This is a genomic window from Vreelandella mediterranea (genome assembly GCF_970647075.1).
This window is the reverse complement of the sequence record NZ_OZ310198.1, coordinates 2,340,378-2,365,069: the sequence shown is the minus strand read 5'-3', so window position 1 is coordinate 2,365,069 and position 24,692 is coordinate 2,340,378. Positions and strand designations below refer to the sequence as shown.

Below are 24,692 nucleotides of genomic sequence, written 5' to 3'. Positions count from 1 at the left end.
CTCGAGGCCGACACGATGCCGCGTATAAATGTCCGCTACTGCACGCAATGTCAGTGGCTTCTACGCAGTGCCTGGTACGCTCAGGAACTTCTTTCAACCTTTGGCGAGCAGCTTGATGAGGTGGCGCTGTCGCCTTCTCATGGTGGCACGTTCGAGATCTGGTGCGACGACGAGTTGATCTGGGAGCGCAAGCGTGACGACGGCTTCCCGGATAGCAAGGAGCTCAAAAAACGCGTGCGCGACAGGATCGACCCGGCCCGGGATCTTGGACATATCGACCGATGAATCAGGACCGCCAGGCAATCGCATTCGGGTTAGGGGCAGTTGCGCTTTGGTCGACGGTGGCGACGGCCTTCAAGGTGGCGTTGGGTTACATGAGCCCGCTGGAGCTTATGTGGATCGCCGCGCTGGTCTCCTGGATGCTGATGGGGGCGCTGGTCATCAAGCGTGGTCACATCGGCAAACTGCGCCGCGGATGGAAAACCGCGGCCTGGGCTGGGCTGATGAACCCGGTAGCCTATTACCTGGTACTGTTTGCCGCCTACGACCGTTTACCAGGCCAGGAGGCCATGGCGCTCAATTATACCTGGGGGCTGGCCATGGCGCTTCTGGCCGTACCCCTTCTGGGCCAGCGTTTGACGCGATGGGACATGGCGGCGGGCGGCGTGGCCTACGCCGGTGTTTGGGTCATTGCAACGCGCGGGCAGGTCTTCAATCTGGTATTCGAGGATCCGCTGGGCATCGTGCTGGCACTTTGTTCAACGCTTATCTGGGCGCTTTACTGGCTTTTGAACGCCCGCGATGCGCGGGAGCCGCTGGTCGGTCAGTGGCAAAATTTTAGTGTTGGCTTGCCAGTGCTGACGTTTCTACTACTTTTAGGTCCGGGGGTTCAGTGGCACGGTTTGGCTGCGTTGGGCGCAGGTGTCTACGTCGGCTTGTTCGAGATGGGGATCGCCTTCATTTTCTGGCAGGTGGCGGTGCATAAGGTGTCGCGCACGGCCAAGGTGTCCAATCTGATTTTCCTCTCGCCGCCGGTATCGCTGCTGCTGCTGCACGTGGTCGTGGGAGAACCGCTTTTGGTATCTACTTTCGCGGGGCTTGGACTGATTTTAGGCGGTCTTGCCTTGCAGCAGGTACAAAGTGGTGAAAAAGACTGATTAAAAGAACGTGTTTTTTAGATTCTTATTGTAAAGTTTTGTGACTTTTGTTCTGATACGTTGCCTTAACCGTTAATGCTATTAACTTAAGCCAGGTTGTCGTGGCTGCTCTTTCCGGTCGTAGAAACATAAGCCAAGCGTCAGACCTTGACGCCGCGCAAAAAAAAGATGCCGGAGAAGTGGCAGAGTACGCCGCGATGTCATCGCAAGAGTTTCAACGTAAGAGTGGAACGCTCAACAGGGATCCATGGATATGAAAGACAACGTAACAACGAAATTAAAGTATCTGTTTTCAGCGCGTGCGTTTCGCCCCATTACGTTAACGACGCTTGCGTGTCTGCCGCTTTCTGCTCTAGCGCAGTCGCTACCCGCCAGCCTCTACGCGCCGGGGTCCACGGATTTGCCGAGCGCCATCCAACAAACCATCATCACCAACCCGCAGGTCAACGCGGCTTGGGCGAATTTCAACGCGTCGGCAAGCGATATCCGGGCCGCCCAGGGTGGTTATTTGCCGACCATCGATGTGCGCGCCGGGGCAGGGCGTCAGGACCGGGAAAACGACGGGCGAGGCAGCTACAGCAGTGATTTTGCCGAACTGACTCTGTCACAAATGGTATTTGACGGTTTTGCGACCCGCAGTGATGTCGAGCGTCTGGACCGGGCCCGCCTGGTCGCTTATTTCGAGCTTTTAGGCGCAAGCGAAGAGGTCGCACTCGAGGCCTTTGGCAGTTATATCGACGTACTTCGCTATCGTGAGCTGGTACGCTTGGCCCAGGATAATTACCGCCAGCACCAACGCGTTTTCGGTCAGATCGAAGAGCGCACGCTTTCCGGCGCCGGGCGCGGGGTCGACCTGGAACAAATCAGCGGTCGTCTGGCGCTCGCCGAATCCAACCTGATGTCGGAAGCGTCCAATCTTCACGATGTGACTGCGCGTTATCAGCGTGTCGTCGGTGAGCTTCCCGCGCAAAACATGACGCCGGCACCTTCGCTGGCGGCGGACTTGCCGGCGGATGTAGCTCAGGCCGTTAGCATGGCCTTCGAAGGCAACCCGGATTTTCAAGCGGCGATGGAGAATATCGCCGTGGCCCGTGCCCAGCAGGAAAGCGCACGCGCCGGTTATATGCCGCGCCTGGATATTCAAGGACGTACCGGCACCAATAACGATGACAACCTCACCGGGCGTAGTGACGAGCACAGCATCCAGCTCGTGGCGAGTATGAACCTGTACCGCGGTGGGGCAGACCAGGCAACCTTCGACGCGGCCGCTTCGCGGATCGAACAGGCGCAGAGTCAGCGTGAGCTTGCCTGTACCAACGTGCGCCAAACCACACAGATCGCCTATAACGATACCCAGCGTCTGCGCGAACAGCTTAGCTACCTCAACGAACACCGTCAGTCCATTGACCGCGTGCGGGGTGCCTATCAGCAGCAGTTTGATATCGGTCAGCGCACCTTGTTGGACGTTCTCGACAGCGAGAACGAGTACTTCGAAGCCAGCCGCGCCTACGCCAACGCCGAGTTTGATTTGACCCTTGCTCAGGCGCGTACACTTGCGTCGATGGGCCAGCTCATGCAAACCCTCAACGTGACGCGTGACGATATCCCAAGCCTTGCCGAGCTCGACTATGACGGTACGACGTTAAGCTCCGCCGATACCTGTGCCGTTAACGGCCCCAGTGGCTTTACGTTGGATGATTTCACACAGGGTATTTCGGCCTCCTCCTCGAATTACTCGACGGCGTATCCGGCAGAGTAACCAGCGCCTGGCGCTGACCCCCTGCACATGTCACCGGTACACTGCGGATGCCGCCGTGTACCGGTTTGCGGCTTTCCTCTGCCTGAGTGACCAGTGCGTCTGGCAACGCCGCTGGAAGCTTTCGGTCTTCGAGGGGAAATAAGGGGATTGGGGGTGTCTTTTTAAGGCCTTTAAAAAGGGCGCTTTAAGATTAAATATAGCGAGATGGCTCAAAAAAATCAGGGCGTTGGGTGGGATGTAAAGCGCCTAACGTTGAGCGCTCGATGTTCTACTTTTCAGCGATGACTCGACCTCGCGGTAAACCGACGGATAGGAGATTAGGTTTTAGTGGCTCAGCAAAAGCAGGTCGTCTCTACCAGTACTCCATCTCGCGAGCAAGCGGGGGATGAGCTTCTTGAATGTTTGAAAGCGATCGCCTCCTATCATCAGCACGAGGTATCCTCGGAGGCGCTCAAGGCGGGGTTGCCTTTGGAGCAAGGGAACCTCACGCCGTCGGTTTTTGGCCGCGCCGCGCACCGCGCTGGCCTGACGGCGCGCATCGTTAAAAGCCCTTTGCTGGGGCTCAATCCTTCGCTATTTCCTGCCGTGCTCCTGCTGGAGCCGGGACGCGCTTGTGTGCTTTTGGCACTGGACACTCAACAGCAAAAAGCCAGCGTCATCTTCCCGGAGCTTTCCGAGGCCGCCGTCGAAGTGGCGCTCGACGAGCTCAATGGTGGGTACAGCGGCGAGGCGATTTATGTCCGGCCCAGATTTCAGGCCGACAACAGTACTGAACCCGGCGTCAAGAAAAAGCGCGATCAACACTGGTTTTGGGGCGTCATCAAGGAAAACCGCCGTCTTTACCGCGACATCATCAGCGGGTCGATCGCGATCAACGTCTTTGCGCTGGCCATGCCGCTTTTCATCCTTAACGTCTATGATCGCGTGGTGCCCAATCAGGCGACCGACACACTTTGGGTGATGGCGGCGGGCGTGTTTATCGTGCTGTGCTTCGATTTGGCGCTTCGTCTGATGCGTAGTGCCTTTGTCGATTTGGCGGCGAGTCGAGCGGACGTGAAGCTCTCCTCGGCGATCATGGCAAAGGTGCTGGGGATGCGCCTTGAAGAGCGTCCTGCTTCCACGGGCTCGTTTACGTCGACGCTGCAGTCGTTCGAATCGGTGCGCGCCTTTATCGGCTCGGCCACCATCGTCGGTATCGTCGATCTGCCTTTCGTGCTCATGTTCGTGGGTATCATCGCGCTCATCAATCCGTGGCTTGTGTTGCCGGTTATCGTGGGGATCCTCTTTGTACTGCTGTACGCGCTGGGCGCGCAGGGCAAGCTGCACGAGCTCTCCGAAACCACCTGGGAGGTGGGGGCCCAGCGCAACGCGCTGTTGGTCGAGTCGGTCTCTCAGCTCGAGAACGTCAAGGCGCTACGCGCCGAGAGCCGCATTCAGCGTCATTGGGAAAAAGCCTCGGCCTTTTTATCGCGCACCGGCGCGCAGTTAAAGCTGGTCAGCTCTTCGGTGTCGAGCGTGGCACTCTGGGCGCAAAACAGCGTGGCGGTGTGCGTCATCATCGTGGGGGTCTATCAAATCATCGAAGGCAACCTGACCCAGGGCGGGCTGATCGCAAGCTACATGCTCTCTTCCCGGGCGATGGCGCCGATTAGCCAGGCCGCAGCGCTGCTGGCCCAGTACCACCAATCCTCTACGGCGCTCGAGTCGCTCAATCGGGTCATGGAGAAAAAAGAGGAGCGCCACGAAGGCAAAGCTTACGTCGAGAAACCGAGTGTGGCCGGCCACCTTCAGCTCGAAAAAGTCACGTTGCGCTACCCGGACGAAGAGCGCGATGCGCTGCGCGACGTGTCGGTGACGATCGAGGAGGGCGAAAAGGTCGCGCTTCTGGGGCGTGTCGGTTGTGGCAAGTCGTCACTCAACAAGCTGCTTTTGGGGTTCTATCAGCCAAGCGCTGGCGCGGTAATGCTCGATGGAGTGGATATCCGGCAGTTGGATCCGTTGCAGTTAAGGCGCCATATCGGCTACGTGCCGCAAGAGGTAAGCCTCTTTGCTGGCTCGCTTCGCGACAATATCGTGGCCGGCGGTGGAAGTGACCGGGTCGACGATCATGCGTTGTTACGGGCGATCAAAATCGCCGGGCTCGAATCCCTGGTGAACGCCCACCCCAAGGGTGTGGATTTACAGGTTGGCGAGCGCGGCCAGGCGCTTTCCGGCGGGCAGAAGCAGGCGGTCGCCATTGCCCGCGCCGTGGTGCAAGACCCGCCGGTGCTGCTGCTCGATGAACCGACCAGCGCTATGGATAACGCCAGTGAAGAGACGTTCAAGGCGAACCTGACCCGCATTTCCGAGGGTAAAACCGTGCTGGTGGTGACCCACCGTACCTCGCTATTGTCGCTGGTCGACCGCATCATCGTGATGGATGCGGGTAAGGTCGTGGCCGATGGTCCGCGGGACAGTGTGGTCGAGGCGCTGCGCAACGGTCAGATCGGGAGGGCCTCATAATGGCGAAAAAGTCCTCTACCACCGAGCAAAAAGGGTTCGAAGCGATCGGCCGTTTCTCTGAAAAGGGCCAAAAGCCCTTTCGCCCTTTTATGGATCGGCTGTTCGCCCGCCGAGTAAGTTCTGCCCACCTCAACCGGGATTGGGCAAGCGATACCGACTGGGCGCGAATGCAGCAAGAGCCCATTCGCGCGCGGCTCTTTCTCTACGTCACCTTGCTTGCGTTCATTGCCGTGCTGGTATGGGCGTACTTCGCCCAGATCGACGAAGTGACGCGGGGTAACGGCCGGGTGATCCCCGCAAGCCACCTTCAGCGCATTCAATCCTTTGATGGCGGCGTGGTCGAGCAGATCAACGTGCGCGAAGGCCAAGTCGTCAGCGCTGGCGAAGTGCTCATGCAGATCGACCCTACCCGGTTTGTCTCCGATTTTCGCGAAAACCGCGCTCAGCGTTACGCGCTCGAAGCGCGTTCCGAGCGCCTTCGCGCGCTGGCCACGGGGACCGCGTTCGAACCATCCGACGAGCTCCTTCAAGAAGTACCCGGGATCGTGTCTCAGGAGCGCGAGGCTTACGAGAGCAGTATCGAAGAGCTTCGCGAGCAGGAGAACGTACTGGAAGACCGCGTTCGTCAGCGCCGGGAAGAGCTAAGAGAAGCCCAGTCCCGTCGCGACACCGCCGGGCGTGAAGCCAGTATGGCAAGCCAGGAGCTGAACCTGACGCGGCCGCTACTTTCGTCAGGCGCGGTATCGGAAGTGGAAGTATTGCGCCTCCAGCGCGAGGTGTCCCGGGCGACCGGCGAGCGCAATCAGGCGGACGCTTCCGTAGCGCGGCTTCAGGCGGCGGTCGAAGAGTCGCAGACCCAGCTTCGCGAACTAAGCGCCGAGCGACGCAGCGAGTGGCGCAGTAATCTGGCGCAAACCGTGGGCGATCTGAACGCGCTTCAGCAGTCGGGCACCGGTTTGCAGGACCGCGTACGGCTAACCGAGATTCGCTCGCCGGTGGATGGTGTCATTCAGCGTATCCACATCAACACCATCGGTGGTGTCGCCCAGCCCGGGCAAGAAGTGGTCGAAATTATTCCAAGCGATGACCAACTGCTGGTCGAGGCGCGTATTGCCCCCCAGGATATCGCCTTTTTGCACCCGGGGCAGGCCTCCACTATCAAGTTAACCGCCTACGACTACGCCATTTACGGCGGGCTTCAAGCTGAACTCGAGCATATCAGTGCCGATACGATTACCGATGACGATGGCAACACCTTCTATTTGGTACGGGTACGTAGTTTGCAAGACGAGGACGCGGCGCAGCGGCTGCAGGTCATTCCTGGCATGACCGCGCAAGTCGATATAGTGACGGGCAAACGAACGGTCATGCAGTTTTTGCTCAAGCCCGTTTTAAGAGCGTGGCGTGACTCAATGGGAGAGCGCTAATGAAACATCTATTTTTAACGGCGGATGGGATATTGAAGGCGCGCTGGCAGGAAGCGTTCCCCGGTGCCGCAGCGCTTACTCCGGATAGCGGGCTTGGCGCCGTCGATACCGGCGATGTGGTATGGCTGGTTACTACGGTCAACGACTGGCCTGCGCTGATTGGCACGATTACGCAAAAAGGCGCCGTGGTGGTGGTGTTGAGCTACGCCGCCGACGACCGTGAGGCCCTGCAGGCCCTCGACCACGGCGCCCGCGGCTACGCGCATACGCTTTCCGCACCGGCGATGCTCGAGCAGGTGGCGCTGGTGGTCACCAATCACGGCATCTGGGCGGGGCAGTCGCTTCTGTCCAGGGTGCTAGGTGGTTCCGCTCAAGCGCTTCAACAGCGAAGCGGCGGCGAACGGGGGCTTTCAAACCAGCATTTGGCCTTGTTGACCGAGCGCGAGCGTGCGGTAGCCCAGGCGGTTTCAAGCGGAGCGAGTAATAAGGAGATCGCCCGCCAGTTGGATATCAGCGAGCGCACGGTCAAAGCGCACCTAAGCGCGATTTTCAAGAAGCTGGCGGTGCGCGACCGGCTACAATTGATGCTGAAGCTCGCCGCGGATGCTGAAGCCCGCTCCTTTGAGTAAGTAGTCGCTGTTTCGACTCGATTTTCCCGCGGCTACGCCGTTTTAAGACGGTGCCTCTCACGCCGCGGGCGCTAAAATAAATGTACTACCTGTCCATCGGTACAATAGGTTTATCCCCCCTGATTCCCTAGTATGGCGCTATAAGCCGCATCTCCCTTCGTGCCACCCACGAGCCTGCGGCCACTAACGTTTATCGGGGATCTACTTCATGGCAATAGCAACGGTCATTTCCATCACGGGCGACGCCTGGGTCGTGGACGCAGCGGGCAATATCCGCGAGGTTCACATTGGCGACACCCTTAACGAGGGTGAAACGCTCATGACCTCGGACGGTGGCCGAGTAGAGCTGGATTTTGCCGATGGCACCGGTGCCAATGTGGTAGAAGGTGGCCAGGAAGTGGTCATTACGCCCGAGCTTGAAAGCGATGCGATCGTGACCAGCGACGAGGCCAGCGTTCTCGATGACGATATCGAAGCCCTGCTCGCGGCGCTCGAAGATGAGGATACCGACCTTCTCGATATTCTGGACCCCACCGCCGCAGGCGGCGCCGCGGGTGGCGGCGGCGAAGGCCACAGCTTCGTGCGCGTTGCGCGCATCTCCGAAGACGTTAGCCCCTTAAGTTTCTCCACCGCAGGCCCTGCCGCGGGCGCCTCCCCGGCATTCTTCGAGTTCTCTGGTGGCGAGCTGGATGATGCCGATGACGGCCTCACTCCTCCTGCGGCCCCGACCGATCCTGCGGACCCGACCGATCCTGTAGACCCGACCGATCCCACGGACCCGACCGATCCCACGGATCCGACCGATCCTGCGGACCCGATCGATCCCACGGACCCGACTGATCCGACTGATCCGACCGATCCGACCGATCCCACGGACCCGACCGATCCGACGGACCCGACTGATCCCACGGACCCGACTGATCCCACGGACCCGACCGATCCTACGGACCCGACTGATCCTACGGACCCGACGGACCCGACTGATCCTACGGACCCGGCTGATCCTACGGACCCGACCGATCCAACGGACCCGACTGATCCTACGGACCCGACTGATCCGACCGATCCAACGGACCCGACCGATCCTGTAGACCCGACGGACCCGACGGACCCGACGGACCCGACTGATCCCACGGATCCGACCGATCCAACGGACCCGACTGATCCCACGGACCCGACTGATCCCACGGACCCGACTGATCCGACCGATCCAACGGACCCGACCGATCCAACGGACCCGACTGATCCTACGGACCCGACTGATCCAACGGGCCCGACTGATCCCACGGACCCGACCGATCCGACGGACCCGGAAGATGGTGATGCAGACGCCGACGCGGATTCCGATGCAGATGCGGACGCTGATGCAGATGCCGACGCGGACTCCGATTCTGATGCCGACGCAGATGCGGATTCTGACGCGGACGCCGATTCAGATGCGGATGCGGACGCTGATTCGGATGCCGATGCCGATGCGGATGCCGACGCTGACGCTGATTCGGACGCTGATTCTGACGCGGATGCAGATGCTGATTCCGACGCTGATGCTGATGCTGATTCGGATGCCGACGCAGACGCAGACGCCGATGCTGATTCGGATGCAGATGCAGATTCCGACGCGGATGCTGACTCTGACGCGGATGCGGACGCTGATTCCGACGCAGATGCGGATTCTGACGCGGACGCCGATGCGGATGCAGATGCAGATGCAGATGCGGACGCCGATGCTGATTCGGATGCAGATGCTGATTCGGATGCAGATGCTGATGCAGATGCAGATGCTGACTCTGACGCGGATGCTGATTCGGATGCCGATGCAGATTCCGACGCAGATGCAGATGCCGACGCGGATGTGGATTCTGACGCGGATGCGGATTCAGATGCGGATTCCGACGCAGATGCGGATGCGGACGCTGATTCGGATGCCGATGCTGACGCCGATGCCGATGCCGATGCCGATGCCGATGCCGATGCGGACGCCGATGCCGATGCGGACGCCGATGCGGACGCCGATGCTGATTCGGATGCAGATGCTGATTCCGACGCGGATGCAGATGCAGATGCAGATGCGGACGCTGATGCAGATGCCGACGCGGACTCCGATTCTGATGCCGACGCCGACGCCGATTCCGACGCGGACGCTGATTCCGACGCGGACGCCGATTCGGACGCTGACGCTGATTCCGATGCGGACGCCGACTCTGACGCGGATGCCGATGCTGATTCGGATGCAGATGCTGATTCGGATGCAGATGCTGATTCCGACGCGGATGCTGATTCAGATGCGGACGCTGATGCAGATTCCGACGCTGACGCTGACGCTGATTCCGACGCGGACGCTGATTCCGATGCGGATGCCGACTCTGACGCGGATGCCGACGCCGATGCAGATGCGGACGCCGATGCTGATTCGGATGCAGATGCTGATTCCGACGCGGATGCAGATGCGGACGCTGATGCAGATGCCGACGCGGACTCCGATTCTGATGCAGATTCCGACGCCGATGCCGATTCGGACGCTGACGCTGATTCCGATGCCGACGCCGACGCCGACGCCGATGCAGACTCCGACGCCGATGCTGATTCAGATGCTGATGCTGATGCTGATTCGGATGCAGATGCAGATGCTGATGCCGACGCGGATGCCGATTCAGACGCTGATGCGGACGCGGACGCGGACGCTGATTCCGATGCGGATGCGGATGCGGATGCTGATTCGGATGCAGATGCAGATGCTGATTCGGATGCAGATGCAGATGCAGATGCAGATGCAGATGCAGATGCAGATGCTGATGCTGATGCCGACGCGGATGCCGATTCCGACGCAGATGCGGACGCCGACGCGGATGCTGATTCAGACGCCGACGCTGATGCTGATGCTGATGCGGACGCAGATGCAGATGCCGACGCGGACTCCGATTCTGATGCAGACGCTGATTCTGACGCAGATGCGGATTCCGACGCCGATGCTGATTCGGACGCTGACGCTGACGCTGATTCGGATGCCGATGCCGATGCGGACGCTGATTCCGATGCAGATGCTGACTCAGACGCGGATGCCGATTCCGACGCAGATGCGGATGCCGACGCGGATGCGGATTCTGACGCGGACGCCGATTCAGATGCGGACGCTGATTCCGATGCAGATGCAGATGCAGATGCTGACTCAGACGCGGATGCCGATTCCGACGCAGATGCGGATGCCGACGCCGATGCTGACGCCGATGCAGATTCCGACGCGGATGCTGATGCTGATTCGGATGCCGATGCCGATGCCGATGCTGACGCGGACGCGGACGCGGACGCAGATTCCGACGCCGATGCTGATTCCGACGCAGATGCGGATTCCGATGCTGATTCGGACGCTGATGCGGATGCGGATGCAGACGCCGATTCCGATGCAGATGCAGATGCGGACGCCGATGCTGATTCGGATGCAGATGCAGATGCAGATGCCGATTCCGACGCAGATGCGGATGCCGACGCCGATGCTGATTCGGACGCTGACGCTGATTCCGATGCGGACGCCGATTCTGACGCCGATGCAGATTCCGACGCGGATGCTGATTCAGATGCGGACGCTGACGCTGATGCTGATTCGGATGCCGATGCAGACGCCGATGCTGACTCTGACGCGGATGCAGATTCCGACGCCGATGCTGATTCGGACGCTGACGCTGATTCCGATGCGGACGCTGATTCCGATGCGGACGCTGATTCTGACGCCGATGCAGATTCCGACGCGGATGCTGATTCAGATGCGGACGCTGATGCTGATTCGGATGCGGACGCTGATTCCGATGCGGACGCTGATTCTGACGCCGATGCAGATTCCGACGCGGATGCTGATTCAGATGCGGACGCTGATGCTGATTCGGATGCCGATGCCGATGCAGACGCCGATGCTGACTCTGACGCGGATGCAGATTCCGACGCCGATGCTGATTCGGACGCTGACGCTGATTCCGATGCGGACGCCGACTCGGATGCAGATGCAGATGCAGATGCAGATGCGGATGCTGATTCAGATGCGGACGCTGATGCCGATGCCGATGCTGACGCGGATGCGGATGCTGATGCTGATGCTGATGCTGATGCTGATGCTGATGCTGATGCTGATGCTGATTCGGATGCCGATGCCGATGCTGACGCCGACGCGGATGCAGATTCCGACGCCGATGCTGATTCGGACGCTGACGCTGATTCCGATGCAGATGCAGATGCGGATGCTGATTCAGATGCGGACGCGGACGCGGATGCCGATGCGGACGCCGATGCTGATTCGGATGCTGATGCTGATTCCGACGCGGATGCTGATTCCGACGCGGATGCTGATGCTGATGCTGATTCAGACGCCGACGCCGACGCGGATTCCGATTCAGATGGTCCTCATGAGCCAAAAGCCAAAATCACCATCGACAAGATCGCTGGCGACGACGTGATCAATGGCCAGGAAGCTAAGGACGACGTACGCGTTACCGGCACCGTCGGTGGCGACGCCCAGGCGGGTGACACCGTCACACTGACCGTGGGTGACAACACCTACGAAGGTGAGGTTACCGCCGATGCCGATGGCAACCTGACCTACGCCATCGACGTGCCCGGCAGCGTGCTGGCCGAGAACGACACCGTTTACGCGGAAGTCACCGGCACCGACAGTGCAGGCAATGACTACAGCGCCGAGACGGATCGCGACTACAGCGTCAACCTCGATGCCAGCGCCAAGATCACCATCGACAAGATTACCGGCGATGACGTGATCAACGGCGAGGAAGCGAAGGGCGACGTATGCGTCACCGGCACCGTGGGCGGCGACGCTCAGGCGGGCGACACCGTGACGCTGACCGTGGGCGACAACAGCTACATCGGCATCGTCGGTGAAGATCAGACCTACGCCATCGACGTGCCCGGCAGTGTGTTGGCCGAGAACGACACCGTTTACGCGGAAGTCACCGGAACCGATAGCGCAGGTAATCCTTACAGCGCCGAGACCGGCCGCGACTACAGCGTCGATATAGCGCCTTCATCTGAAGGCGGCTACGCCCTGGGTGATGAAGATAGCTCCAGTGCCGGTCACGATGACTTCCTGCTCAAATGGGAAGATTTCAATATCACCGACAAGGGGTGGATCGAATCCGATCCGGGTATCGTTGTCACTGAGCTGCCAACAAGTGGCTGGCTGCAAGCGAAAGAGGGTGATGGATGGCGTGATGTCGAAGAGGGCGAGCGCTTCTCCAAAGCACAGATCGACGCAGATGAGTTGCGCTTCAAACCCGAGGCCAACGAGTCGGGCTTCGATGGTTATGGTGGCGATGGTGTGGGTAACATGCAGGCTGACTACGCGAAATTCAGCTTCAAACCCGCAGGTGAGCTCAAGGATGGTAAAGAGTCCACCTTCACCATCGACATTACCCCTGTCGCGGATAAACCGAACGTCGAACTAGAGGTTGCCGCTGGCGATATCGTTCCGGGGGCAGGCGCTGGTAAGACGCTGCAGGTGAACGGCGGTAGCAGTCAGCGCGGCGGCTTCGATGTTCGGGACGGTCAAATCGTCAAGATCGGCGATAATGTGCGTGTATGGCTCTCGGAAGGAGATATCGCTCCCGAGAGTACCGGTACTGGGGTGGTCGCTTATTATGACCAGCATGGAAACCCGGCTGGTGACGCGGATTACTGCGACATCTTCGTAGTTCGCCCGGACAGCAAATTACTCCATAACGTAACAGGGGTACGTAGCGGCGAGCCCGACGCGTTGGCGGACTACATCTTCATGTCTGGCCCTGCTAGCGGGTATGCCGTCTCGGTTGGAACCAACAACCGCAATGGTCAAATCAATACCCTCGAGAACGTCCATGTCAGCCATAATGGTCACTCCATCATCGAGGCAGGCAATCAGGTCGAAGGGTTCATCTATGGCGATGGTACCTGGGAAGCTCAAGACAAGTGTAATCCTGAACCGCCGATGGAATCCGTAGAGGGCGAGAAGCCTCTTCAGGAGCTAGTGGTCAAAGTTTCTGCCCAGTTGACCGATACCGACGGCAGCGAAGTGCTTTCGGGTATTACGCTGAAAGGTATCCCGGAAGGCGCAAGCGTCGAGCTTAAAGACGCGCCGATGGGCATTGGGCTGGTCGAGCAAGATGGCGTATGGACGATTACGAACCCCGAGCATTTGTCCGGCCTGAAGGATATTCAGCTGTCGCTGAAAGTGCCTGCGGGTAGCGAGCCTTTCGAGATCGTCGCCGTGGCGAGTTCTACCGAGGTTTACCGCGATGCTGATGGTAACCCGGTGGCGCTCGAAGGCGTGACGCCAGCGTATGGTCTGGCAACTGAATATGTCGATGTGACCTCTGACAACATCATCGTGCCTGAAGTGAGCCTGGCGGTCGAAACGGTTCATGGCCTCGAGACAGTCACGAAGGATGGCTTTGCTGATCTGGGCGTGGGCGGCTCTGGCGACGGCTGGATCAATGATCCACGTCCGCCGGCAGATACCGAAAAGGCCTACTTCGATTTCGGCAAGGCGCATGCGGGTGAAACCTTCACGTTAAGCTGGACGCAAATGGCGAAAGGCGGCTGGGAAGATGGTCGTACCGGCTGGCATCATAGAGGTGGCACTCGCGATACGTTCAAGGTGTTTGTCAATGGCCAGGAGCAGTACGAAACGTCCTGGTACGATCCCAACAACAGCAACTGGACCCGTTTCAAGCCTGAGCATCAGTCGCTGACCGTAACGCTGGATAAAAACGGTCAGGCGGTCGTCGAGTTCGAGGTGCGCTCGACCGAAGCCAATGAAGTCGTGGATGTCAGCAATATCAAGGCCGAGCTGAACGTCGAAACGACGATTTACAAGGTCGACCTTTCCGGCAGCATCGCGGAGGGTGAAATCGACTACTACGAAGTCGAAGTTGACGGTGGGCAGTTACTTTACAACGGTAACGTACTGGCCAGCGAAAACGGCGTTTATCGCGTAGAGCCTAGTCAGTTGGGCAGCTTGACCGTGAGGCCGGATGTTGGTTTGGACACCTTCGATGTGCGCGCAACCTCGTTTAGCGACAAGGGTGTAAGTAGCGATCAGGCGCTGGTGAATGTCGATGTGGAAATGCCCTCTACGCCCCCGGAGGTAAGCATCGATCTTATCGAGACAGGGCAAGAGGCAGGTGTCGATGTATTGACCAAGGTATGGGGCAGCCTCAAAGATGGCTCCTTCGGCACCACAGGCATGTCGGTGAATACCCACGATGCCAGTCAGATGGTGAGCGGCTCCAGCCTCAAGGCCGATTGCAGTCGTAATCTGAAGATCGTGTCGAAAACCGGCAGTAATGAAACAGCCTATCTGCAGGTCGGGGATACCTACTCGATTAAGTGGCAGGAGCTCACTGGATATAAGACTCTTTACTCTTTGAAGCACCTTCTCGGGTACAAACAGGCAGTGTGGGAAGACCACGCCATGGAAGGCACGGTTACCCGATCTGACAAAACCGATGTCAATGGGTCGGGCAACGATGTGGTCGTCTTCTCCGGAAAGGTCAATGGCGTAGCTAAAACGCTCGTCATCGATAACGGTCCGGAGGGTGTTCGCGAGGGCACTTACCATGTCCAGAACCACTACTACACCAACGACAAGGATGACAGCACCGTTGGCTTCCGTGAGATGAAGATTGCCGGCTCTGCCGATGCGGATGCAGAGGTGACGGTCACCGATAAGCATGGCCAGGTGGTGGATACCGTCAAGGCGAATGCTAACGGTGAGTGGACGACCGCTCTGAAACGCATCGATGGCGACAGCGGTGAACTCAAGGCTACCGCGGTCGATAAAGACGGCAATATCTCGGTCGACATCAAGCATTACCAGCTTGGTGACACGGGCAACAACGTGCTGCACGGTACCGAAGCCAACGATCTTCTCTACGGCGGCGCAGGTAACGATACGTTAGTAGGCGGCGATGGAGACGACACGTTGATCGGCGGTAAAGGCAACGACACCCTCTACGGCGGAGCGGGTGATGACACGCTGATAGGCGGGCCTGGTGACGATATTCTCGTCGGTGGCCTCGGTGCCGATACCTTCAAGTGGGAGTTCGGTGATCAGGGTAGTAGCCATAACGCGGCCACCGATGTGGTCAAGGACTTTACTCAGGGGGTATTTGGTAAGGATGCCCAAGCGGATCGTCTGGACCTCTCCGACTTGCTGAAAGGCGAGAACAACGAGAGTATCGATCAGTACATTCGCGCGGAGCAGCAGGGAAGCGATACGGTTCTGCATATCAAGTCGGAAGGTGGTTTGTCTGCGGATAACAGTAACGCCGACCAGCGCGTGGTACTCAAGGATGTCACGATGCCGCAAGGCGAGAACTCTTCGGACTTTATCCAGAGTATGCTGCAGGATCACCAGCTAAAAATCGATCACTAAGGCGAAGGCGTTACACCAGCCTTGCAAAACGAAAGGCCGCCTGCGGGCGGCCTTTTTAACCTTGAATATTGGGTCATCAAGAAAGGGTGGTTGCGATGTTTTATATTAAACGCAATGCGGCGGGTGCGATTGTGCTTCTCAGCAAAGAGGCGTCCAGCGAGTTCTCGGAGCAGATCGCGGCCGACGACCCGGAGGTGCTGGCGTTTCTGGCGGAACAGCCCGGATCCTCGGCCAGCTTCCTCGCCTCGGATCTGGCCTTCGTGCGGGTGGTGGAAGATTTAATGGAGGTGTTGTTGGATAAGGGCGTGATCTCGTTTACCGACTTGCCCGAGGCGGCGCAGAACAAGGTGATGCAGCGTAAGTCGCTGCGCTCCAAAAACAACGTCAACCTGATCAGTGAGGACGGCGGTATCATTTGATACCGCCGTGGGCCTCGATCAGGGAGTACGAACGCCCGGGCCGGTAGCGCCATCCAGGCCCATACGGAAAAGCTGGCTCAGCTCCTGCTCGGTCGTTACCCCTTCGGCAATCACCAGAATGCCCAACGAGTGGCAAAGCGTGGTCATGCTTCGCAGAATGCTCTGCTGCTCGAAGGATGCGTGAATGTCGCGCACCAGGCTGCTGTCCACCTTCAAATACGAAAGACCGATATCCTGCAAGTCGGCAAGCCTTGTGAACGCCGCCCCCACGTGCTCAATCCCGAATTGGCAGCCCAAGTGGCGCAGCGCCGAACAGAACCCGCGGAAGCTCGCAATCGCGTAGGGGTCGAGGGTGGCGGGTATTTCGAAGCAGAGCCTGGGGGCTAAAGCGGCGTTTCTTTCCAACAGCGTACGCAGCTCGGTCACGAACTGCGCATTGGTGATGGTGGCGATAGAAAGGTTGATACCCAGGGTCTGGCCGGGCTCGGCACGTAGAAGCTCCAGCGCCTGCTGGATGACGGCCTTGTCCAGCGAAGCCTCCAAACTGAAGCGCGCAAGCCAGGGAATGAACACGCCGGCGCTTTGCCACTGCTCGGCCAGTTCAAGCCTGGCGGGGCTCTCGTAGTGGAGCACGTTTTGGTGGTTGTCCAGTACCGGAAAACGGCCGAGCTGGGGGCCTTGCAGGATGGCCAGATCCAGCGCCGAGCGCCAGTCCGCGTGGGTCGCAAACAGCGCCTGATGCTCGCGCTCACGAACGATTACGCGGGGCGCTGGTTGGGCGCTTTCGGCCTCGGCTAATGCGGTATCCAGCGTTGCCAGCAGCACGCTTCGTTCATCACTGGATGAGTAGCTGGTAATCGCGGCGGGCAGGCGTACCTCGACCTCGGGGAGGTTCGCCGTGGCGGCCGTAAGCGCTTGGCAAAGCTCTTCGTAAAGCGCCTCTATATGGCTTTGATGCGGCAGCACCAGCATGAAATCGCTACCGTTCAAACGACCCACCAACGCTTCTTCCGAGGTGGTATCCAGCACTTCCAACTGCTTTACGAGCGCTTTCAACAAGGCGTCCGTTTCATCGTGGCCGAGTCGTTGGTTCAACTGGGGTAAATCCTGTACACGCACCATCACCATCAGTCCGTTTGCCCGGGCGTCGTCGCTATCCAGCAGCGCGGCCAAGCGCGCCATAAAGACATCCCGGCTAAGTGCTCCGGTCAGGCGGTCTTGCTGCAGGTCACGGCGCAGCTCGTCAAGCTTTTGGCTTTCGTGGGTCAGCATTTGACGGACATTGTTGGATAGCGCATTCATGGCGCGGGCCACTTCGCGAAGCTCGAGCGTACTGGGCTCTTGTATGGTCGTAAAACGCCGGGCGCTGATATCCCGTGCCTGAGCGACCACGCGGGTCAACGGGCGCTTGATGCTGCTGACGATCACCGCCGCAGCCGCCAGGCTCGCCACCCCCGCGGCGATGAACCAGCCGGCCAGCTCCAGAAAGCTTTTCCAAAGCGCGGCGTAGGCAAAGCTATATTGGCTTTCAAGGGTGAGGGTGCCGAACTGGCGCCAGCCATCCTGAATGGTGGCTTGCCCCGGCGGAATATCGAAGCGCACAAGCGCACGAAACCAACCGGGGACGCCCCCCTGGTACGCGTTGGCGGCGCGCTCGATCAGAACATCACCCGCGGTGTCGCGCAGCACGATTTGCTGGTAGTAACCGGTATCGAACTGCGCCGAGATCAAAAGCTCGAGGGTCACGATGTCCTTATCCAGCTGGCTCATCGAAAGCGCCAGTGCCGTGGCATTGTCCTCATTCTTGATGCTGATTTCCTGCTCGATATAGCCACGGCTGGTGGTAATGCTGATCGCAAGGCTTCCAATAAAGGAAAGCAGCAAAAGCCCTATAATAGCCAGCCAAAGCTGTTTGATAAGCGACATACGGCACGTCCTTCTATAAAAAGCCTTGTGATTGCATACGCTCTAAAGCACTTCGCCAGCGCGAAAGCCGGGCAAGCGGGTCAGCACGCGACTGTGATGAGCCTCCGGCCCATAACCCTTCGCTGTTGAAACTGAAAAGCGGGTCCAGGTCGGTACGCTGCGAAGCAGGAGAAATCGACGGTGCGATATTGTCCAGAATGAGCGGCTCCGCGTTAGGCGTCGAGTAGTAGCCTAGCACCATATGCGCCTGGGTGACTTGGCTGCGGCCTATCCGGGCACGCACGTAGATCATGCGCAGGCGCTCGCCGGGCACACCCAACTGCTTCAGAGTAATGTATTTAGCAATGGAGTAGTCTTCGCAGTCGCCCTGACCCTTGCCCATGGCCTCGAGCGGGGTCGCCCAGTAATCCTCTTCGCCCCAGGTGACAATGTCGTCGACCCAGCGAATGTTGCGGTTAAAGAAGTCGTTGACTTCACGCAGCTGGGTTTGGATATCTCGATTGGCCGCCCGCTCCAAAAGTGCAAACCAACCCTCCAGCACGCTCACACCGGACTGCCCATAGAGCGCGCTCATCCGCTGGCGTAAGCGCGCCGGATCGTAGGCCGAAGCACTGAAGGGAAAAAGCCCCAGCCCCGCGCCCAGCGCCAATAGACCGGCGCCGGTCAACAGCGCCCGTCGGGAGAGAGTCGGTCTGGAAGAGGGTGAACACCTGGGCATGGAGGCCTGGCCGCCGTCAAATAAAGCTTAAGATTACAAGTTAGCGGCCGGAAGTGCTATAACCCTCATCATAAAAAGAGTTGATCGGTATGAGTAAAATAATCCGCAGTGTCTGCGCGCTGGCATCACTTAGTCAGCGTTGTCCAGCAGCGGCTCGAGGGCGGGCCATACGTTGTCCATGATAAGAGGCTGGGCCTCGGCGGTGGGGTGGATGCCGTCGCTTTGCATGAGCTCGCGGTTTAGCGCGATATTTTCCAGCAAAAAGGGTATCAGCGGAATATCGTACTCATCGGCCAGGGAGTGATAAACGCCGGTGAACGCGTCGCGGTAGGCCTGTCCGTAGTTGGGCGGAATATCGATACCCAGCAGCAGCACTTGGGCATCGATTTGCTGGCTTTGTTCGATCATGCTGGCGAGGTTAGCGCGCATTTGGCCCGGCGGCAGACCGCGCAGGCCGTCGTTGCCGCCGAGCTCCAAAAGAACGATGTCCGGCTCGCGCTTACTGAGTATCTCCTCGAAGCGCTCGGCACCACCGCTGGTCGTCTCACCGCTGATACTGGCGTTGACCACGGTCGCCTCATCTTCCAGGCGCTGCTCCAAAAGCCTGACCCAGCCCTGGTCTTGTTCGATACCATAGGCCGCACTTAGGCTGTCACCCATGACCAGAAGCGTTGGCCGGGTGTCGGCGCTTGCCAGGCTCGCGTTAAAGATGACTACCAGTGTCAGTAGTCCCCCGGTTACCATGCACGTAAGCCTATGCCACGTTAAAGGGATGCCACGCTTCATGTCCTACTCCTCTGAACCGGATACGAGATCGTCTGCTCATCTTGGTACTCAACAACAAAGCTTAACTGATGACCCGGCGTCATCGCACGCCTTGGGTGTAATACAAGGGCCGCCGGTGCTGCTGGCCGAACAGCTTTGCAAGCAGGTGAAAAGCGGCGAACGCTCGCTGACCATTTTAAAGGATCTTTCGCTGAGCGTTGCCCAAGGGGAAACCGTGGCGATTTTAGGCAAAAGCGGGGCAGGGAAGTCGACCCTTTTAGGCCTTCTGGCCGGGCTCGATACGCCAAGTGACGGCGAGCTGAGCCTGTTTGGTCATCCATTGAGTCGTCTGGACGAAGATGGCCGTGCGGCACTGCGCGCCGGACGTGTAGGGTTCGTGTTTCAGAATTTTCAACTGCTGCCCACGCTCAGCGCACTGGAAAACGTGCTGTTGCCGCTGGAGCTTTCGCCGCGCGCCGGTGAAACCCAAACCGCGCACGCCTGGCTTGACCGCGTGGGGCTTGGCGAGCGCGTGGCGCACCTGCCCAAGCAGCTTTCCGGTGGCGAGCAGCAGCGCGTGGCCATTGCCCGGGCCTTCGTGACCGATCCCGAACTGGTCTTTGCCGACGAGCCCACCGGTAATCTGGACCCGGAGACCGGCGCTCAGGTGATCGACCTGCTTTTCACGCTGAACCAACAGGCCGGTACCACCTTGATTCTGGTCACCCACGACCACGCCCTGGCACGGCGCTGCGACCGCTGTCTGCGTTTGGAAGGTGGACAGTTGACGCCTTTCGACCCAGGCCATGTCACCCAAGGCGGTGTCGATGAGTAGTGTGAATTGGCGCCTGGCCGGGCGTAGCCTGAAGCGGGATCTGCGCGCCTCGGACGTGCGCGCGCTATTCGTCGCCCTGGTGTTGGCCGTAGCAGCTTCGACCATGATCGCGTTTTTCCTCGACCGCCTCGAACGCGGTCTCGAGCGTCAGGCGGGGCAGATGATGGGCGGTGACCTCGTTCTCGAACAGCGCGAGCCCTTCGATGATGCGCTGCGCGCGACCCTCGAGCAGGCCGGTTTTGCGCTGAGCGACCAGGTCGACCTGGTATCGATGATCAGCCGCGGCGAGCATTTTCAGCCCACCAGCCTCAAGGCGGTGGACGATGTTTACCCCCATTACGGCGTCACCCTGGTCGACTTTGGCCGCGGCGCTGAAGAGATCGCTTCCGGCCCGCCAACCGGCGAGGCCTGGGCCGACCCGCGGCTTGCCGAGCTGCTCGAATTGACGCTGGGCGAAAGCGTTCGAGTCGGCCAGACCGAGCTTGTGATTACCGGTATCCTGGAGCGCGAAGCCGACCAATCCGCCGGGTTTAGCAGTTTCAACCCACGCCTGATGCTCAATACCGCCGATCTCGAAGCCACCGGGCTCATCCAGCCGGGCTCGCGTATCGAATTCGAGATTCTAGCCGCCGGCCCGCCCCGCGCGCTCGATAGTGTACAGTCACTGCTGACCGAGTTGAGAGAAGCCGGGGTGGAGGTGCGCGATGTGCGCGTGGACCGCCCCCAGTTGGGTAACGCTCTAGCGCGGGCGGAGAGCTACCTGGGCCTGGCTGGGCTTGTGGCCGTGCTGCTGGCCGGTGTGGCCGTGGCCATGTCGACCAAACGTTACGTAGAGCGCCACCTGGACACCGCCGCACTGCTGCGCTGTTTTGGGGCCAGCCAGTACCAGCTCGTGACGATCTTTGCGCTACAGCTTTTGGGGCTTGCGCTGATCGCCTCGCTGCTGGGGGCGCTGTTGGGGCTGGCGGGCCAAGCGGTGCTTTTGTGGCTGTTGGCGCAGTTTTTACCACTGATGCTCCCGCCGCCGGGCATCATGCCGCTAGGCTTGGGTGTGCTGACCGCGCTTGCCGTGCTGGTCGGGTTTGCCGGCCCTACGCTTTTGCGTATCAAACAGGTGAGCGCGCTCAAAGTGCTGCGCCGGGAGCTGGACCCGGTGCCTCCAGCGGCCTGGCTGGTAGTCGGCGTGGCAAGCCTGGTATTCGGCGGACTGTTGTGGCTTTATTCGGGTAGCTTCTCGCTAGCCCTGGGGCTTTTGGTGGGCGGCGCGGTGCTGCTAGGCGTGCTGTGGGTGGTCAGCGCCTTACTGTTGGGACTGGTTCTCAACGCCGTGGCGCGGCTTTCCGGGGCGACGCCCTTGAGCCAGGCGTTCCGGCTGGGCGGCCGCCAGCTCGCCCGGCGCAAACAGGCAGGAAGGGGGCAGCTGCTGGCATTCTCCGTGACGTTCTTTGCCATGGCCATGATCGTGCTGGTGCGTGGCGACCTGTTGACCACCTGGCAAAGCCAGCTGCCCGAGGATACGCCCAACTACTTCGCGATCAACATTCAGCCCAGCGAGCGCGACGCCTTCGACGCCATGGTGTCGCCGCGGGTGGATACCCAAAGCGCGCTCTATCCCATGGTGCGCGGGCGTATCACGGCCATCAACGACCAGCCCCCGCGCGACGCCGTACCCGAGGATGCCCGGGGCGACGGCGCGCTGCGCCGCGAGCTCAATCTGACCTGGCAAGCAAAGCTTCCGGAGGGCAACGACATCGTCGCTGGTCAGTGGTTTGAATCAGCGGCCAATGCCTCCCAAGGCTTTATGAGCGAAGTCGACGCGACCCCCGGTGCGGCCACCGTTCCCATCTCCGTCGAGCAAGGCCTGGCCGAGCGACTCGGCCTTGCGCTTGGCGATACGATGGCGTTCTCTATCGGCGGCGAGGCGATCGAAACCCGTATCGCAAGTCTTCGAAGCCTCGACTGGGATAGCTTCAAGCCCAATTTTTTCGTGATCTTCCCGCCCGGCGTGCTGGAGAGCTTTGGGCACAGCTATATTACCGCGTTCTATCTTCCCGATCGTGAAGAGGGGCTAATTTCGCAGCTGGTCAGGGATTTCCCCGGCGTGTCGCTTTTGAACGTGGACGCCATCCTCGGCCAGGTGCGCGACGTGTTGGGTCAGGTTACTCGCGCCGTCGAGCTGATTCTACTGCTCGTCCTCATGGCCGGGGTCAGCGTGCTGTACGCAGCACTCACTGCCAGCCGCCCGGTGCGCGCGCATGAAAGCGGGCTTTTGCGCGTATTCGGCGCGGGCAATCAAATGATCTCCCGCGTGCAGGGCGCCGAGTATGCGCTTTTGGGCTTCGCAAGCGGCTTGATGGGCGCCTTTTTAGCCGAAATCGCCAGCGCTGCGCTTTACCTTTACTGGTTGGATTTGACGCCACGCGTACACGTTGCGCTGTGGCTTGCGCTCCCGTTGGGCGGGGCGCTACTGATTGGCGTGATCGGCCATGTGCTGTCGCGAAGCCTTCGTCGCCAGGCGCCGGCGGCAAGCCTTGGTCTGCTGGGTGAGGCTTAGGTGAGGGGCGGTGAATAGTGAATAGTGAATAGTGAATAGTGAATAGTGAATAGTGAGTGGTGAATAGTGAGTGGTGAGTGGTGAGTGATGAGTGGTGAGTGGTGTATGGTGAGTGGTGTATGGTGGCGTGGTTTGAAGGGGGTTGTGAAAGGGTTTTATGAAAGGACTTCATGGTGTGGCTGAGCCGGATGCGATGAAAGTCGCCTCTGGCTGAGGTATCATGGCTGCCTTGCTTTTACTGATGCCCTAGCCTACGAGGTTTCCCCATGTTCAGCCGCGATATGACCATTGCCGGGTTTGATGATGCGCTTTTTGAGGCCATGCAGAAAGAAGTGGCCCGTCAGGAAGATCACATCGAACTGATTGCCTCGGAAAACTACGCAAGTCCCCGCGTACTCGAAGCGCAAGGAAGCCAGCTCACCAACAAGTACGCCGAAGGCTACCCCGGTAAGCGTTACTACGGCGGCTGCGAGTTCGTGGACATCGCAGAAAACATGGCGATCGACTACGCCAAGGAGCTGTTCGACGCGACCTACGTCAACGTTCAGCCCCACTCCGGCTCTCAGGCCAACAGCGCGGTGTTTCAGGCGCTGGTCAAGCCCGGGGACACCATTTTGGGCATGAGCCTGGACGCCGGCGGCCACCTGACTCACGGTGCCAAGCCCAACTTTTCCGGGAAGCACTACAACGCCATCCAATACGGCCTGAACGATCAGGGTTTGATCGATTTTGATCAGGTGGCCGCGCTTGCCCGCGAGCACCAGCCGAAAATGATCATCGCCGGCTTCTCCGCCTACTCGCAGATCATCGACTGGGCAAAATTCCGCGAAATCGCTGACGAAGTGGGCGCCTACTTGCTGGTGGATATGGCCCACGTCGCCGGTCTGGTCGCGGCAGGTGTTTACCCGAGCCCGCTGCCCCACGCCCACGTGGTCACCTCCACTACGCATAAAACCCTGCGTGGCCCGCGTAGCGGCGTGATTCTGTCCGCCGAAAACGACGCGGATATCGAGAAGAAGCTGCAGTCCGCTGTCTTCCCCGGTGGTCAGGGTGGCCCCTTGATGCACGTCATTGCCGCCAAGGCGATTTGCTTCAAGGAGGCGATGGCACCCGAGTTCAAGACCTATCAGCAGCAGGTCGTGAAAAACGCCCAGGCCATGGCGAAGGTGTTCATCGATCGCGGTTTCGATATCGTCTCCGGCGGCACCGAAGATCACCTCTTCCTGCTCTCGCTGGTCAAACAGGGCGTCACCGGTAAAGACGCCGATGCCGCGCTGGGCCGCGCGCATATCACCGTCAACAAGAACGCCGTTCCCAACGACCCGCAAAGCCCGTTCATCACCTCGGGCCTGCGTATTGGCACCCCGGCGGTGACCACCCGCGGTTTCAGCGAGACCGAATGTAGCGAACTCGCCGGCTGGATCTGCGATCTGCTGGACGTACTCGCCAGCGGCGATGACACGACCGCGGTCGAGGCCTCGATCAGCGAGAAAGTCGCGAAGGTTTGCCAGCGTCTGCCGGTTTACAAGTAAGCGTTAAAACGCTTTTCCCGCTGGGGAAGTCAAAACGGGTGCCTGGCGGCACCCGTTTT

At 59.6% G+C, this 24,692-nt stretch carries 16 protein-coding genes; 12 read left to right on the top strand and 4 right to left on the bottom strand.

Annotation, left to right across the window (positions count from 1 at the left end; all coding sequences use genetic code 11):
• The first annotated feature begins 15 nt into the window (after positions 1-15).
• The 6 genes from ACWFVE_RS10860 (at position 16) to ACWFVE_RS10835 (ending at position 7,474) form a co-directional block, all read left to right on the top strand.
• The gene (locus tag ACWFVE_RS10860) at positions 16-285 is read left to right on the top strand and encodes a SelT/SelW/SelH family protein (RefSeq protein ID WP_447529288.1); all 270 of its coding nucleotides are present in this window, start codon (positions 16-18) and stop codon (positions 283-285) included.
• Positions 282-1,157, top strand: coding sequence for a DMT family transporter (locus tag ACWFVE_RS10855; RefSeq protein WP_447529287.1), 876 nt, complete (start codon positions 282-284; stop codon positions 1,155-1,157). Before ACWFVE_RS10860 ends, ACWFVE_RS10855 begins: the two co-directional genes overlap by 4 nt.
• A gap of 253 nt (positions 1,158-1,410) precedes the next feature.
• Positions 1,411-2,916, top strand: a complete 1,506-nt coding sequence (locus tag ACWFVE_RS10850) for a TolC family outer membrane protein (protein WP_447529286.1) — start codon at positions 1,411-1,413, stop codon at positions 2,914-2,916.
• A gap of 327 nt (positions 2,917-3,243) precedes the next feature.
• Positions 3,244-5,418 (top strand): type I secretion system permease/ATPase, encoded by a 2,175-nt coding sequence (locus ACWFVE_RS10845; RefSeq protein WP_447529285.1) that lies wholly within the window; start codon positions 3,244-3,246, stop codon positions 5,416-5,418.
• Positions 5,418-6,845: an HlyD family type I secretion periplasmic adaptor subunit gene (locus ACWFVE_RS10840; protein ID WP_447529284.1), complete on the top strand. Its 1,428-nt coding sequence runs from the start codon at positions 5,418-5,420 to the stop codon at positions 6,843-6,845. Before ACWFVE_RS10845 ends, ACWFVE_RS10840 begins: the two co-directional genes overlap by 1 nt.
• Positions 6,845-7,474 (top strand): helix-turn-helix domain-containing protein, encoded by a 630-nt coding sequence (locus ACWFVE_RS10835; protein WP_447529283.1) that lies wholly within the window; start codon positions 6,845-6,847, stop codon positions 7,472-7,474. The genes ACWFVE_RS10840 and ACWFVE_RS10835 overlap by 1 nt, the downstream gene beginning before the upstream one ends.
• Positions 7,475-7,664: 190 nt before the next feature.
• Here ACWFVE_RS10835 and ACWFVE_RS10830 read toward each other — a convergent pair whose 3' ends face one another.
• Positions 7,665-8,048, bottom strand: a complete 384-nt coding sequence (locus ACWFVE_RS10830) for a hypothetical protein (protein ID WP_447529282.1) — start codon at positions 8,046-8,048, stop codon at positions 7,665-7,667.
• A 748-nt stretch (positions 8,049-8,796) separates the two neighbouring features.
• Here ACWFVE_RS10830 and ACWFVE_RS10825 point away from each other — a divergent pair.
• The 3 genes from ACWFVE_RS10825 (at position 8,797) to ACWFVE_RS10815 (ending at position 16,303) form a co-directional block, all read left to right on the top strand.
• On the top strand, positions 8,797-11,916 hold the full coding sequence (locus ACWFVE_RS10825) for a hypothetical protein (protein WP_447529281.1): 3,120 nt from the start codon (positions 8,797-8,799) through the stop codon (positions 11,914-11,916).
• The gene (locus ACWFVE_RS10820) at positions 11,913-15,884 is read left to right on the top strand and encodes an Ig-like domain-containing protein (RefSeq protein ID WP_447529280.1); all 3,972 of its coding nucleotides are present in this window, start codon (positions 11,913-11,915) and stop codon (positions 15,882-15,884) included. Before ACWFVE_RS10825 ends, ACWFVE_RS10820 begins: the two co-directional genes overlap by 4 nt.
• Before the next feature lie 95 nt (positions 15,885-15,979).
• A complete protein-coding gene (locus tag ACWFVE_RS10815; protein ID WP_447529279.1) occupies positions 15,980-16,303 on the top strand; it encodes a tryptophan synthase subunit beta like protein in 324 nt (107 codons plus the stop codon).
• An 18-nt stretch (positions 16,304-16,321) separates the two neighbouring features.
• Here the strand turns inward: ACWFVE_RS10815 and ACWFVE_RS10810 are convergent, their stop codons facing one another.
• The 3 genes from ACWFVE_RS10810 to ACWFVE_RS10800 form a co-directional block, all read right to left on the bottom strand.
• On the bottom strand, positions 16,322-18,229 hold the full coding sequence (locus ACWFVE_RS10810; protein WP_447529278.1) for an EAL domain-containing protein: 1,908 nt from the start codon (positions 18,227-18,229) through the stop codon (positions 16,322-16,324).
• Positions 18,230-18,242: 13 nt separating this feature from the next.
• Positions 18,243-18,947 (bottom strand): transglutaminase-like cysteine peptidase, encoded by a 705-nt coding sequence (locus tag ACWFVE_RS10805; RefSeq protein ID WP_447529277.1) that lies wholly within the window; start codon positions 18,945-18,947, stop codon positions 18,243-18,245.
• Between the two features lie 129 nt (positions 18,948-19,076).
• Complete coding sequence (locus ACWFVE_RS10800; RefSeq protein ID WP_447529276.1) at positions 19,077-19,691, bottom strand: arylesterase; 615 nt, start codon at positions 19,689-19,691, stop codon at positions 19,077-19,079.
• Positions 19,692-19,824: 133 nt separating this feature from the next.
• Here ACWFVE_RS10800 and ACWFVE_RS10795 point away from each other — a divergent pair, with 133 nt between their 5' ends.
• From ACWFVE_RS10795 to glyA, 3 genes are all read left to right on the top strand, one after another.
• Positions 19,825-20,547, top strand: coding sequence for an ABC transporter ATP-binding protein (locus tag ACWFVE_RS10795; protein ID WP_447529275.1), 723 nt, complete (start codon positions 19,825-19,827; stop codon positions 20,545-20,547).
• Positions 20,540-23,101: an ABC transporter permease gene (locus ACWFVE_RS10790; RefSeq protein ID WP_447529274.1), complete on the top strand. Its 2,562-nt coding sequence runs from the start codon at positions 20,540-20,542 to the stop codon at positions 23,099-23,101. The genes ACWFVE_RS10795 and ACWFVE_RS10790 overlap by 8 nt, the downstream gene beginning before the upstream one ends.
• A 266-nt stretch (positions 23,102-23,367) precedes the next feature.
• Positions 23,368-24,633: a serine hydroxymethyltransferase gene (gene glyA, locus ACWFVE_RS10785; RefSeq protein WP_447529273.1), complete on the top strand. Its 1,266-nt coding sequence runs from the start codon at positions 23,368-23,370 to the stop codon at positions 24,631-24,633.
• The last annotated feature ends 59 nt before the right edge of the window (positions 24,634-24,692 follow it).